Source organism: Bacteroidetes bacterium SB0662_bin_6 (assembly GCA_009839485.1).
GTDB lineage: Bacteria > Bacteroidota > Rhodothermia > Rhodothermales > VXPQ01 > VXPQ01.
In genome coordinates this window covers 60,610-74,255 of sequence record VXPQ01000023.1, presented here as the reverse complement: position 1 = coordinate 74,255, position 13,646 = coordinate 60,610, and the positions used below count along the sequence as shown (strand labels likewise).

Here is a 13,646-nt window from a genome sequence, read left to right as displayed (position 1 = left end):
ATCACGGAGGAGGCATGCCCGGAGGCATGGGCGGCGGAATGGGCTTTTAGGCCAGACCCCGTTCAACGGAGCACACAGGAAAAAGGCGGAACCTGCAAAAGCGGGCTCCGCCTTTTTTTGAGGTTGGAAATGGTCCAGGTTGATGGGGCTATAACCGGTTGGGTTGCTATTTGTACCTGATCCTTGCGCAAGAATTGATCCATTGAGCCGCCTTTCTACGATATCCGAAGCTGTCGCGTTGTGACTCATGTATGAGCAGCAACGCGGTTTGTCAATCACTTTTGGCTATAAGTGATCGAAAAGACTACAGCAACTCCTCGTAGAAGCGCACGGTCTGCTCCGCCACGGCTCGCCAACTGTACCGCTCCACCACGCGGCGGCGGCCCGCTTCGCCCATCCGGCGGCGCATATCCTCGTCGTCCATTAGCCGGTTGACGGCGTCGGCAAGGTCTCTGGAAAACCGGTCCGCGTCCTTCGGTTCGAAATCGGTGGCGCCCCGCGCTTCGAGCGGCACGAGGACCCCGGTTTCTCCATCCACCACAATCCCCGGTATGCCTCCCACGGCGGAAGCCACCACGGCGGTTTCGCAAGCCATCGCTTCGAGATTGATGATCCCGAACGGCTCGTACACGGAGGGGCACACGAACACGGCAGCCCCCGCGTACAGGGCAATGGTCTCTTCGCGCGGGAGCATATCGGCAATCCAAATGATATCGTGCCGCCCCGCGGACCGGGCTGCGGCAACCGCCGCCTCCATTTCTTGGGCGATGTCTTCTGTGTCCGGCGCCCCGGCGCACAGCACGACCTGCGTACCTTCTCGCAGATGCTCAATGGCGTTCACCAGGTGAACGATCCCTTTCTGCCGGGTAATGCGCCCCACGAACAGCACGAACGGCTTCGAAGGATCGACGCCGTGTTTCTGCAGAATATCAGGCCGTTCCACCGGCCGGTACTCGTCCGGGTCGATGCCGTTCGGAATCACGCGCACCTTGTTTTCCGGCACGTCGTAGAGCGTCATCACATCCTGGCGCATGGCATCGGATACGGCCACCACGCCGTCGGCATTCCGGTACGCCGTTTCCTCGACCCAGGAACTGGCGTGGTAGGCGCTTCCCAGTTGCTCCACCTTCCAGGGCCGGTGCGGCTCCAGCGAATGGGTGGTCAGCACCAGACGGGCGCCGTCCAGTTGGCGAAGCAGGCACCCCGCGAAGTGCGCATACCACGTATGACAGTGTACGATGTCGGCGCCGGAGACCAGCCCGGCCATGCGCACGTTGCGCAGCATCGTTTCGAGGAACCGGGTATGGCGGGGGTCCGTCGCCGGGAGGTCCGCGCCCGGTTCGACTCCCTGCACGCGCAGCCTGTCCCGTTCTTCGTGCTGGTCCCCGAAGCAGCACACATGTACCTCATGCGCACCCCCGTCCACCGCGAGGAGTTCTTTCACGAGATACTCGACATGAACGCCCGCACCCCCGTAAATGTGCGGGGGGTACTCGTTGGTAAGGATGGCAATGCGCATGGGGGGGACTGTGATGGACGATAAAAAATGGAGTTCAGGTCTTCAATGCCTTGGCAGGGTTATATGGAAGCCGCTGTCCTGGAAAACGACTCGCCGATGCGGTCAATGGCTGCCTTATTGCGGAGATAGAATATAACGTCCTCCGTCACGCCAGTTAGCGCCATCCCGATTTTCCGCATTCTGGGACGTAGCTTTCTATTTAGTCTCCAGGCAGACAGAGCGCCCCCTATCGCACCAATCGCACTGCCGGGGCCTGGAGCCACGAGAGTGCCTGCCGCTCCCCCGGCTGTCGTTAAAACGGCAGATATCCCAAACCGCTGAAAGAGCACCAGAGCCTTCATTGCATGGACACGCTTTCGTTCATCCATTGCTACCTCTTTAAAACCACGCTCTGTTTTTACAATATCGCTGAGAAGAACAGCGCCGAGAGTGATCTCTGTCGCGAAAGGTATCAGGCCAACTATCTCATCCGGTACATCAATTCCGGAGCTCTGAGCGAGAAGCTCCAGGTCTTGCCCCACTTCGCCAGTGAGTTCATAGTTGGAGAGTTCAAGGTCAACGAACTGGCCAGAGAGCTCGGGATATTCCTGCAGGACTGTAGCCCGTATCTCGTTACCAACAGCGAAGAGTACATCCGGGTTGTCCTGTATTTGGGTAATGACCTCGCCCGCGTATTCTTCCCCTCCGATCTTCACTTGAATCAGCGTCTCTGTCCCGTCAGGGCTTGTGGATAGAATGTCCCATACCGGCTGATTCTGATCGACCGCAATCTCGAACGAATAGTCAGGGAATTCCTTCTCTAAATGACCCTGGACGCGAATTTCAGCCAGTTTCCCCTTGATGTTGCTAATAAATCCCCCAACGCTTTCCGGCCCGCGTGCAAGCACTTCGTTGTATTCCTCATACAGAGGAACTTCAGCGGCTGCGTCCGGCGATGCGAGCCTGTATGCCTCGAGCAAATCGGCAGAAGCATCGGCATCTGACACATTCCGTGCGGCGACCAGCGCAGAAAGCACGCCTTCAATTCCTGCCGCGACCTCGATAGCAAAGAGGTCATTCCGCATCAACCCCGATCGTTTAACCACCTCTTCGTAGCCGTAACCACCATGTTCGGCACGAAGGGGTATTTGCTCCAAATCGGGGAGTAATTCGATGGATTGCATGGCTATGCGATCCACTGATAAAGTGCGAGGATGCTTGCGAGAGCGGCCAGCGCCAGCGCACCGTAAGCAGCAAAGCGGGCGCCGAGTAACTTTTGATCAATCTGGCTCTGCACTTGCTTTTTCATATCCTGAATCACGCGAGCCTCCGCGGCGGCAATCTGACCACTGATATTATCTGTCCGTTTCTGGAAATCGATTACCATCTCATGCATCTCTATAACCCGGGGAATAAGCGCCTGATTGATTTTGTCCTGCTCTTCCCAAAAGCGGACCTTTTCAGCAATGCTCGGTCTGTCTGTATTTTTGTCTGACATGGACGTTAGTGATGTTGCATGGGGACTATATCATCGCGTGAGGTGCTTTGTAACTTAAGAAACGATCCGGGCGCGTAGCAAGCATGCCCCGGAACTTGGCGAGGAACTGCTCAAGAAGGGAATCGAGTGCCTTCTTGCGGGGGAAATGGATACCGGCAAGATCCTGCTCCGCGATTACATCGACGCCACCACAATCTCCTTCCTGAGGCGGGCTGCGGGTATGCCTAATTGCTCGCGGTATTTCGTGACGGTCCGGCGCGCAATTCCGAATCCCCGTTCTTCAAGAGATGCCACCAGGCGCTGATCGGACAAGGGTTTCGCCTTGTCCTCCCCGTCGATGATCCCTTCGAGGATCGCCTTGATTTCCTTGTTGGACACATCCTCGCCGTCGGCGCTGCGGATTCCCTCGGAAAAGAAATACTTCAGTTCATACACCCCGAACCGGGTCTGCACGTATTTCCCGTTGACCACCCGGCTGACGGTCGAGATATCCATCTCGATGATCTCTGCCACATCGTTCAGAATCATGGGCTTCAGGTGCCCCTCCCCGTACCGGAAGAAATCCTCCTGCAGGCGAACGATGGCGTGCATCACCCGGGTCATCGTGTGACGGCGCTGGTTGATGGACTGGATGAACCAGCGCGCCGACTCGAACTTGTTCTTCAGAAACTTGCGCGTGGCGGCGTCTACGGAAGATGATCCCGGTTCCTTCTTTCGGGCCGCCATGCTCTGGAGCATCTGCCGGTACTGCCGCGAGATGTGCAGCGGCGGCGCATTGCGTCCGTTGAGCGTGACGATGAACTCGTCGTCGACGGATTCCACCGTGAAATCCGGGGTGATGTAATTCTGCCGGGAGGAAAACTGGCCCTCTCCGGGTTTGGGATCGAGCCGGTGGCGGATCAGGTCGAACGCTTCCCGAAGCTCTTCGCCGGTAACGCGCAGCTTCTTCCGGATCGCATCGAAATGCTTCATGGTGAACGCCTTGTACGTTTCCGCAAGCATGCGGATGGCTACGTCGCGGCCGGCTACGGTGGGAGGCATGGCGCGGAGTTGCACCAGCAGGCATTCCTGCAGGTCGCGGGCGGCGATCCCTATAGGATCGAGCCGCTGGATGCGCTCCAGCATCTCCTCGATGTCCGAAAGTTCGGGCGTGAACCCGGCATTGAAGGAAAGATCGTCCACGATGGACTCGAGGGGTCGGCGCAGGTAGCCGTCCTCATCGATCGAACCGATGATCTGCTCGGCGATGATTTCCTTCTCTTCCGTGAGGTCCTGCAGCGCCAACTGGTCCCGAAGATGCTCGATCAGCGTCCCGGTGGCCGGAAGGGGCAGTTCCCGGTCCTCTTCGCGGCTGTAGTCGACGCGCGCCTTGTAGCCGTACATATCCTCGGTATTGTCGAGCAACTCGCCCCAGTCGTACTCCTCGTCGGGGTCCCGCTCGCTTTCCGCCTCGACAGGCTCTTCGGCCATATCCTCCGCGAGGTCGACGGCCTCGGTCGTGGCGTCTTCCAGCAAGGGGTTCTCTTCCAGCTCCGCCTCGATGCGCTGTTCGAGCGCAAGCGTAGGCAGTTGCAGCAACTGGATATACTGTATCTGCTGAGGAGACAGCTTTTGCTGGAGCCGCTGTGTTTGCTGTAGATTCAGCATAATCGGGCGTACTGCAAAAAAGACGCTTAAAACGTGTTTTCCAGGTGGGGACATCACCACCTCGATGCCCCCTCAAACCTGCATATGATACCTTATATATGATTTACCGCAAATATTGTGCCCAATTTGTAATTTCACCCTCCGGAGATCCCCTCGAACCACCCTTGGGGCAGGCGCGTTGCTACCGGTATGTACGGAAGCTTTGATTAAATCGACAAAGTTCAGAGGCTGCTTAAGCAATGATTGGGGCCTGGAGCGCGCAACAAGACCATCCAACGCCGAACCGCAAAATCGCAACCGGGAAAAGGGACCTTGGGACGCGCATTCGAACAAAACATAGGGCCCGGGATATCCTGCAAATCCGCGGCCAACCGCACGTTTATGTTTTGAAAGAAGGCGCGTCCCAGGGTCCCCGCCCATGCGGATTTAATCAGAGTATCCTTTATTTTGACCGGTACGAATCCGCGCAAGGCGCCTCATCGCAGGAACACGCATGACCAGCTCCGAACATCCCGGGAACCTGTCGCCGCATCCCCGGCATTCCGAAGAAGATCTCGAAAAAGTGCTGCGCCCGCGCACGCTCGACGACTTCATCGGACAGGAAAAAATCAAGGAGAACCTGCGGGTCTTCATGACGGCGGCCAAGCGGCGCGAGGAAACGCTGGACCATGTGTTGCTTTCCGGACCGCCCGGGTTAGGCAAAACGACGCTTGCGTACATCATTGCGGAGGAAATGGCCACCGGCATCCGCACGACAAGCGGGCCGGTCCTGGAAAAACCGGCGAACATCGCGGGCATCCTGACGAACCTGGAAGAGGGCGATATCCTCTTCGTGGACGAAATTCACCGGCTCAGCCCCGTCGTGGAGGAATATCTCTATTCCGCCATGGAAGATTACCGGATCGACATCGTGATCGATTCGGGGCCCAGCGCGCGGAGCGTAAAACTTGCACTCCCCCCGTTCACGCTGATTGGCGCCACGACCCGGAAAGGGCTTCTCACGGCGCCCCTTCGGGCGCGATTCGGGATCGATTTCCGGTACGATTACTACACGGCGGCGCTCCTTCAGCGGATCGTCGTGCGCTCGGCGCATATCCTCGATATAGAGATTACGGACGATGGAGCCCTCGAAATCGCGCGCCGGAGCCGCGGCACGCCGCGCATCGCGAACCGGTTGCTGCGCCGGACAAGGGATTTCGCCGAAGTGGAAGGCGACGGGACCATCGACCGCAAGACAGCGGACCACTCCCTCAACGCCCTCGATGTCGACGAACACGGGCTGGACGATATGGATACCCGCATCCTCGTAACGCTCATTGAAAAGTTCGGGGGCGGCCCCACGGGACTGAACAATCTTTCCGTTTCCGTAGGAGAAGACGCCGGCACGATCGAGGAAGTTTACGAGCCGTACCTGATTCAGGAAGCCTTTCTGGAAAGAACGCCGCGGGGACGCATCGCCACGGAGCGGGCGTACAAACACCTCGGCATGAAACCGTCCGGGTCGGCGCAATCCCTGTTCGAATAAGCGAATTGAACGGGTGCGCTTGTCCGGGCAACCCGGTATACCTTATCTTCGTACCTGTTCGTACAAGGGCTTCCCGTAATCCCTCTTTTCTGCCACATTATTTATCGCTTCGATATGCCGTACGTCGTTGCAGAACCGTGTATCAATTGCAGATATACCGATTGCGTAGAGGTCTGTCCTGTCGATTGCTTTTATCAGGGGCCGAATTTCCTGGTCATTCATCCGGAAGAATGCATCGACTGCAATGCGTGCGTACCGGTCTGTCCGACCGAAGCGATCTATGCGGACGATGAGTTGCCCGAGGAATGGGCCCATTACCTGGAATGGAACGAGCACCTTGCCAATCAATGGCGCGATCTCGGATACAATATCACCGAGAAAATCGAGGGGCTCCCGGACGCGGAGGAATGGGAGGGCAAGGAAAAATCCGAGGAAGACATTCTCACCTGGGAGACCGACTAAACCGGGCGGCGCTCCTCCGAAACCCTTCTCCACCGCCTGACCCGGCTTCGCGGTTCCGCTACGTTCCGGCGGAGTAATCCGTAGCGTACGCCGTCTGTTCGTCGGTGAGTTTGTCTATCGAAATACCCATCGTTTCCAGTTTGACGGAAGCGATTTCCTGATCGAGCGCTTCGGGCAAGTCGATGACCGTGTTTTCGAGGTGCTCTCCCCGCTGGTGCGTCCGGACAAGCTTGAGATGCGCATTGAACTGATTCGCAAAGCTCATGTCCATCACTTCGGAGGGGTGCCCCTCGGCAGCGGCCAGATTGACGAGCCGGCCGTCCGCAAGCACATAAATGGTCCTGCCGTTCTTCAGCAGATACTCGCGGTTGTCGGCGCGGACCCGGGACGTTTTTTCGGATAATTCGGCCAATTCCTCGAGATTGAGTTCGACGTCGTAGTGCCCGGTATTGCACACCACGGCGCCTTCCTTCATGGAGGCGAAGTGACGCCCGCGAATCACGTCCTTCATGCCCGTCGCGGTTACGAACACGTCGCCGACGGCGGCCGCCTCGTCCATCGTCATCACCCGGCAACCTTCCAGCGTGGCCTTGAGAGCCACGGTGGGGCGGACTTCCGTGACGATCACATTGGCTCCCAATCCTTTCGCCCGCATCGCGACCCCGCGTCCGCAGTGCCCGTATCCGGCCACGACAAAATTCTTGCCGGCGATAAGAATGGAGGACGCGCGCAGAATCCCGTCCAGCGTGCTTTGTCCGGTGCCGTACACATTATCGAAATCCCACTTGGTTTCCGCATCGTTGACGGCATACACGGGATACAGCAATTTCCCGTCGGCGGCCATGGCGCGCAGGCGGTGCACCCCCGTCGTCGTCTCCTCGCTGCCCCCGACGATGTGGTCCGCCAGTTCCGGAAAAGCATTATGCACCCGGAAGATCAGATCGGCGCCGTCGTCGAGCGTCAGATGGGGCGGGATATCCAGCGTCCGGTCGATGCTCCAGTAGAAATCCTCCACGCTTTGTCCATGCCATGCGTAGATCTCGATGCCGGCCTGCGCCAGGGCGGCGGCCACCTCGTCGTTGGTGCTGAGCGGATTGCATCCCGACCACGCCACATCCGCACCGCACGCGGCGAACGTCTCAACCAGCACAGCGGTCTCTTTGGTGACATGGAGGCACCCGGTAATCCGGTATCCCTCGAACGGTTTGCTTTCGGCGTAGTGTTCGCGCAGGCGCATCAGCACCGGCATCCGGCTCTCCGCCCATGCAATGTCCCGGCGTCCGCTGTCGGCCAGGCCCAGGTCATGCACCTTGTAGGCGCCTTTCTTGTAATCCATGTTTCGAGGGGTCAGATCAACAGTTAAGGAAGCGAATCCGGCAAGTACCCGCATGTGCGGGGGTTGCTCCGCCTCCCCTGAAAATTCAATCGCGGGCGTTAGGGCCTGTTCACACTATACAGCGGCCCTAATGGACGACAATCATACGCTCGAGCCGGATGCCGCGCGGCGTTTCGAGATGCAGAATATAGACCCCGCTCGCCAGCTGCCCTGCATCGTAGTGCACCGTATACGTTCCCGGTTCCTGTTGCCCATCCTGAAGCACGGCCACGCGGCGCCCTGTGACATCGTACGCCGACAAGCGAACCGGTACCATCTCATCTCCCGGAACGGTGTAGGAGATGTGCGTTATGTCCCGCACCGGGTCCGGAAAATTCGCGTGCAGCGCCAGTTCGCGCTGGACATCAATGGCGTCGTCGGGAGAAAGAGAACGGTACGCGATATTCCCGATGCGCCAGACATTGTCGGTACCGAACGATTCCACATGGGCCAGATCTATGCGAAGACGCACCGTTTTTCCCGCATACCGCGTCAGGTCGAACGGGACACTCCCCGACCCGTCCGAATCGCCTCCGAATACCGGTTCGCCTTTCATCGGATGATCGATGGTGGGCGCATAATCCCGGTCGTAGCCCCCCTCGGGCTCCAGCACACGCCAGGTGAACCCGTCGTCCTCAGAGATTTTCACGTTGCCGCCGAAGTTTCTTCCCAGCATGTAGGCGTGTGCAAATTCAAGCACAGTCGACTCGCTGTTTGTCGGAATCGTTACCGGTTCGAACACAAGATTCGAAACGGCTTCGTGCGGAATGGACGAGGCTGCATCGCGGGCAAGCCATTCGCTGCCCGCGCGCCGCCATATTCCCACGGGAACGACGCTGGCGGGCGTGGTGGCGACATACGCCTCGGACCGGAAGTCGATCACGAACGGGGGACCGTACACCGTCTCGTTGCCGTCGAAATCCCGTACCTGAAGCGTGTAGGCAACCCGATCTCCAGGGGAAAACGGCCGTGAGGGGGCCACATACCCCTCGTACACGCCCGTATCCACTCCCGACATGGCCAGCCGCATACTGCCTGTCGTTGTGCCGTTCCTGTCCGTAATTTCGTAGCGGGAGATCACGGCTTCGATCCCCGTATTATCATGCACCCGGATGGATAAAGGAGCCAGCACATCCCTGCCGGCCACGCGCACGAGCCGTTCCACGGGCAATCCTTCCGCCCGGGGCGCATCGACATCCCGGGGTCTTTCCGTCACAAGCGCAACATTATCCAGATACCACCCGGCGAAATAGCGTGCTTCGCCCTCGTTGCCCTCATCGGTTCCCGCCTCGAACCGCACTCGTACGTCTCCGGAAATCGGCAATGCGACGATCTCGCGACGCCACCCGTAGCTGTATCCCCCGAAGCCGGGTTGTCCGGCCAGCGGATTGCCGGTATCCCCGCCAATTCTCCCATTATATCCCCCTTCGGGTTCAAGCACTTCCCAGGATACGCCGCCGTCCATCGACACCTTGACGTTGCCGCCGTCCCGGATATCCGCCTGCTCGTTGAACGCCCCGGGCGAGACATTGCCGCCATGCTCGAAGTCGTACCAGTGCCAGAATATCAGGTACGCCGAGTCGATCGTTGCAAGACTGACAGGGGGGAGATCAAGCGTTGCGCGCCCGGCCTCGGCGGGATATGCGCCGCCGGGCGCCGTCGCCCAGGCATTTTCGCCGGAATAGGCCACGCGCAGGCCGAATGCAGGCCGGCCGCGATCCCATCCCTGCGCAGTTATCCCCGGATCGTCCTGCTCGAAATCGAACGCGTACAATTCGCCTTCCAGCACAAGCAACACAGAGAAAAAACCCTCTGCAGGAAGCCGGGCCTCGTTGCCCGCCATGGACACATCCCGGGCTACAATGCGGTATTCGACCACATCGCCATTCAGAACCGGCGTCGTCGGTTCAGGAAAACGACCTGAATATCTCCCGTCCTGCTCCACTAACCCGAACGCGCCCTGTTCGCGCACGCCGCTGGTGCCCCGGCGCACATATTCCACCCAGACAGAATCAATGCCCAGATTGTCCTGTGCCTGCGCGTACACCGCGACCGGCCAGGCAAAGATCGGGACACGCAGGGGCGCCTCATGCGTGATGGAAGGTGCTATCGTGTCCTTCCCGACATCGAAAATGTATGACTCGCTCGGCGCGAGTGCAGGGAGAACACGGCGCAGGCCTCTCGTATCGACTGCCTCGATATAATATCGTATAGCGCCCGGCAGATCGGGCAAAGGAAGATTGCCCGTGAACAGGGTGGCGCTTCGGCGCGACAGGGCAAAACGGAGAAACGGACTTCCCGGTCCGGGTGAGTATCGTACAAGCACGCTATCCACCGGAGCAGCGACGCCTTTTGCCTCGACGCGAATCTCAATCGTTCCGCCTACATTTTCAGTATTTCCCAAGGGGTCATGGGCCAGAATCGGTCCATACGCTCCGGGATCAACGTAGCCGGCTTCACCCAATTCCTGAACCAGCACGCCGATGTGGGCGCCGTCGTATATCGCCTGGTCGGCCTGGATCAGGGCCTCGGCCGCATCGCGGAAATCGGATACGGAGGCAAGATAGGCATGCGAGGCAAGATGCAAACGGTCCAGGACGCCCCGACCCACATGCGGGTATATGTCCATCATGGTGGTGGCCCAAAGAAGCCCCCATTGATAAATGTCGGGCACAATCTGGCAGCCCGACACCTCGTAAGCCATGTTGTCGTCGTAGTGTCCCGTATGATCCAGCGTCCGACCGGACCAGCAGGAAGCATTGCCGTCCCAATTGTACAGCCGTTTCCAGTCGTGTCGGGGAATCCGGGGATCCTCCTCGGACAAAAAGCGGGAATACGAAGCGGCCCAGTAATCGGCCCAGCCCTCATGCAACGCCATACCTTCGAACGGGCCTACAAGCCCGGGGGTCGTATGGTCCAGAAGGGCATGTGCATACTCATGCCACAGCACATCGGCGTCTTCGGCATCGTCTATGCCGCCCGTGCCGAAATGAAGAGACCGGTCGTCCGGAAGATAGACGGAATTATCGCCATCGAACGCTTGGGGATTAACCCTCACCGGGAAATCGAGGAGCGTATAGCCGACATCGAGCGACTGTGCGTAGCGGCGGCTTTTGTCGATATGATAATAGGCGTTCACGGCCTCGAAACGGTCGTCCGAGCGCGTAAAATTAAAGGCGTCGGCGTTTGGCATGGCCGGTACGGTATGCGGATCCCCTTCGATGCGGACGTATGGGCCATCCAGCCGGTGCAATCCGTCCGATCCCTGCGTGATGTCGCGCAATGTGACCTGCACAAGTTGTCCGGTCAGCGCCGCCGTATCCGCATCGTCGCCGTCCTGGTAGTCCCCTCCGTACTCCACGCCGGCGGACGTGAGCGGATCGGGATCGAAGACCAACCCGGCCCCGTCCACTGTCCGGATCCCTTTCCCGGAAACCGGTGGGGAAACAACGAACGGGGGAGGCATCGTCGGGGCCAGGACCACAGGCGATGGGGCGAGTCCAGCGACATGGGCCGGGGCGGCGCGGACTGCCGCACGACCGGATCCGGGCGATACGGACGATGCCTTGTGTGCATGGAGCGACGTGTTGAGCATACGGTGAATTTCCCCTGTCCCGGCGTCAACAAGTACGTGCCACGAAACGGGAAGCCCCGCAGAGACGGCCGGGACTTTCCAGACAAGCCGGGGAATATCCGACGCATAAACGACCAGTTCCGGCTCGGATACGGTCAGTTCGGGGTCGGCGGCGCTACGCGCGATGTCCTGCGCGGCGGCGCGCAAAAGAGCGGGAACAGGATCGAATCCGCGCACCTGTTCAAGGCGGGGAATATATCCGCTGACGACCATGGTCGGCTGTCCGCGCCGGTCGAGGCTCACCGTGACATCGGCCCGGTATACCGGCACGCCGGCAAGCGTCTGCCGGAAACGGACATGGCGGGCGTAGCTGCCCTCCCGGATATGCTCGACGCGAAGATGCTCCGCGGCGGCGGTCATACCGTACGCTTCGCCGTGTTGTTCGAGATGCACAAGGGCGGCCTGCGCCGTAGACAACCCTTCCGACACACGATCCCCGATGCGGTACCGGGCGCGAAAAACGCCCGTTTCCAAATCGACGCGGCCCTCGGCGACCGATCGGGTGCGCGGCGTCCGGACCGTATCCTCGCCCGCAATCCGGTCAAGCACTTCCGGCCTGAGCTGAAGAAGAGCATGGTCGTATGCGGACCTGTGAGCGTCTCCCCGGACCTGCCTTTCCTGCGACCGCCCTTCCTGCGCTGCAAGCAAACACAGTGCAACAAAGACAACAACTTTGAATGGAAAACGCTCGCGGAAACGGGCTACACGCCCACGCCCACGGCGTCTTTCAGCATGTCGACGCAATCCGTTTCCTCCCACGCAAATCCGGAACGCCCAAAATGCCCGTACGCTGCTGTTTCCAGGTATTGCGGCTTGCGCAAATCGAAACGTTCTATGATAGCTGCCGGTCGCAGGTCGAACGTATCACGCACGATCGCCGCCAGTTCCCGATCCGGCAGTTCGCCGCCCGTGCCTTTCGTGTCGAGGGCAACGGAAACCGGTTCCTCGACGCCGATCGCATAGGATATTTGCACCTCTACCTCTTCCGCAAGGCGTGCCTGCACAATGTTTTTCGCTATATGCCGCGCCGCATAGGCGCCCGACCGATCCACTTTGGTAGCATCCTTCCCACTGAAGGCCCCTCCGCCATGGGCGCCCTTCCCGCCGTACGTATCTACAATGATCTTACGGCCCGTAAGCCCCGCATCGCCATGCGGGCCCCCGATCTCGAATTCTCCCGTGGGATTCACATGAAGGATATACTCGTCGTCCAGCAGGTAATCGTCGATCACTCTCGGGAGCAAATGGGCGCGGATATCCGCTTCGATGTCGGCTTGTTCGACCCCGGGATTGTGCTGAGTCGACACAACCACCGTGTGAATGCGCCTCGGCGTGCGGCGATCGTCCTCGTATTCGATCGTAACCTGACTCTTCGCATCCGGGCGCAAATACGGCATGATGCGCTCGTGCTTGCGAATGCTCGCCAGTTCGCGGACCAGCCCGTGTGCATACATGATGGGGAGCGGCATAAGGCTCTCCGACTCGCGGCACGCATAACCGAACATGATGCCCTGATCGCCGGCGCCTCCCGTATCGACGCCCCGCTTGATATTCTCACTCTGTTCGTGAATGGCTGTCAGGACAGCGCATGATTCCGCATCGAAACGCAATGCGGGATCCGTGTACCCGATTTCCCTGATTGTCCTGCGGGCAATTTTCTCGACGTCCACATAGGTCTCGGTCGTCATTTCTCCGGCCACCAGCACGAGCCCTGTCGTCACAAGCGTTTCGACCGCTACACGGCTGTACGGATCTTTTTCAAGCGCAGCATCCAGGACGGCGTCGGATATCTGGTCCGCCACTTTGTCGGGATGACCTTCGGATACGGATTCGGAAGTAAACAGGTACGACATAGGAACGATGTGGAGTGATAAAACCGGGAACGCTTTTGTGCCCGGAAAAGATTAATGCAACGGGAAATACGCAAGATAGATTCGCCCCGGCGGTCCCTCAAAGCGATTTTACAAAGACTGCGTCCAGGTTTCGGGGTAACACAACGTTGCTTAT

Annotated in this window: 9 protein-coding genes; 2 read left to right on the top strand and 7 right to left on the bottom strand. The window is 59.2% G+C overall.

The features are described 5' to 3' along the window. Positions 1-304 precede the first annotated feature (304 nt). The 4 genes from glgA to rpoN form a co-directional block, all read right to left on the bottom strand. A complete protein-coding gene (gene glgA / locus F4Y00_03710) occupies positions 305-1,519 on the bottom strand; it encodes a glycogen synthase (protein ID MYE04061.1) in 1,215 nt (404 codons plus the stop codon). 59 nt (positions 1,520-1,578) lie between these two features. Beyond that, on the bottom strand, positions 1,579-2,682 hold the full coding sequence (locus F4Y00_03705) for a hypothetical protein (GenBank protein MYE04060.1): 1,104 nt from the start codon (positions 2,680-2,682) through the stop codon (positions 1,579-1,581). A 2-nt stretch (positions 2,683-2,684) separates the two neighbouring features. Next, a complete protein-coding gene (locus F4Y00_03700; GenBank protein MYE04059.1) occupies positions 2,685-2,996 on the bottom strand; it encodes a hypothetical protein in 312 nt (103 codons plus the stop codon). Positions 2,997-3,170: 174 nt separating this feature from the next. Continuing rightward, positions 3,171-4,643, bottom strand: a complete 1,473-nt coding sequence (gene rpoN / locus F4Y00_03695; GenBank protein MYE04058.1) for an RNA polymerase factor sigma-54 — start codon at positions 4,641-4,643, stop codon at positions 3,171-3,173. 493 nt (positions 4,644-5,136) lie between these two features. Here rpoN and ruvB point away from each other — a divergent pair, with 493 nt between their 5' ends. Together ruvB and F4Y00_03685 are read left to right on the top strand one after the other, a co-directional pair. Next, positions 5,137-6,168 carry a Holliday junction branch migration DNA helicase RuvB gene (ruvB, locus tag F4Y00_03690; GenBank protein ID MYE04057.1) on the top strand — a complete coding sequence of 344 codons (1,032 nt, stop codon included), beginning with the start codon at positions 5,137-5,139 and terminating at the stop codon, positions 6,166-6,168. Between the two features lie 114 nt (positions 6,169-6,282). Beyond that, the gene (locus F4Y00_03685; GenBank protein MYE04056.1) at positions 6,283-6,630 is read left to right on the top strand and encodes a ferredoxin family protein; all 348 of its coding nucleotides are present in this window, start codon (positions 6,283-6,285) and stop codon (positions 6,628-6,630) included. Positions 6,631-6,688: 58 nt separating this feature from the next. Here the strand turns inward: F4Y00_03685 and F4Y00_03680 are convergent, their stop codons facing one another. The 3 genes from F4Y00_03680 to F4Y00_03670 form a co-directional block, all read right to left on the bottom strand. Next, positions 6,689-7,966 carry an adenosylhomocysteinase gene (locus tag F4Y00_03680; protein ID MYE04055.1) on the bottom strand — a complete coding sequence of 426 codons (1,278 nt, stop codon included), beginning with the start codon at positions 7,964-7,966 and terminating at the stop codon, positions 6,689-6,691. Positions 7,967-8,093: 127 nt separating this feature from the next. Further along, positions 8,094-12,287: a hypothetical protein gene (locus F4Y00_03675; GenBank protein MYE04054.1), complete on the bottom strand. Its 4,194-nt coding sequence runs from the start codon at positions 12,285-12,287 to the stop codon at positions 8,094-8,096. Positions 12,288-12,340: 53 nt separating this feature from the next. Beyond that, positions 12,341-13,492 (bottom strand): methionine adenosyltransferase, encoded by a 1,152-nt coding sequence (locus F4Y00_03670; protein MYE04053.1) that lies wholly within the window; start codon positions 13,490-13,492, stop codon positions 12,341-12,343. Between the last annotated feature and the right edge of the window lie 154 nt (positions 13,493-13,646).

Excerpts from the sequence above, each read along its gene's own strand:
- rpoN (MYE04058.1), bottom strand. The coding sequence starts at position 4,643 with ATGCTGAATCTACAGCAAACACAGCGGCTCCAGCAAAAGCTGTCTCCT.
- glgA (MYE04061.1), bottom strand. The coding sequence starts at position 1,519 with ATGCGCATTGCCATCCTTACCAACGAGTACCCCCCGCACATTTACGGG.
- F4Y00_03700 (MYE04059.1), bottom strand. The coding sequence starts at position 2,996 with ATGTCAGACAAAAATACAGACAGACCGAGCATTGCTGAAAAGGTCCGC.
- ruvB (MYE04057.1), top strand. The coding sequence starts at position 5,137 with ATGACCAGCTCCGAACATCCCGGGAACCTGTCGCCGCATCCCCGGCAT.
- F4Y00_03685 (MYE04056.1), top strand. The coding sequence starts at position 6,283 with ATGCCGTACGTCGTTGCAGAACCGTGTATCAATTGCAGATATACCGAT.
- F4Y00_03670 (MYE04053.1), bottom strand. The coding sequence starts at position 13,492 with ATGTCGTACCTGTTTACTTCCGAATCCGTATCCGAAGGTCATCCCGAC.
- F4Y00_03705 (MYE04060.1), bottom strand. The coding sequence starts at position 2,682 with ATGCAATCCATCGAATTACTCCCCGATTTGGAGCAAATACCCCTTCGT.
- F4Y00_03680 (MYE04055.1), bottom strand. The coding sequence starts at position 7,966 with ATGGATTACAAGAAAGGCGCCTACAAGGTGCATGACCTGGGCCTGGCC.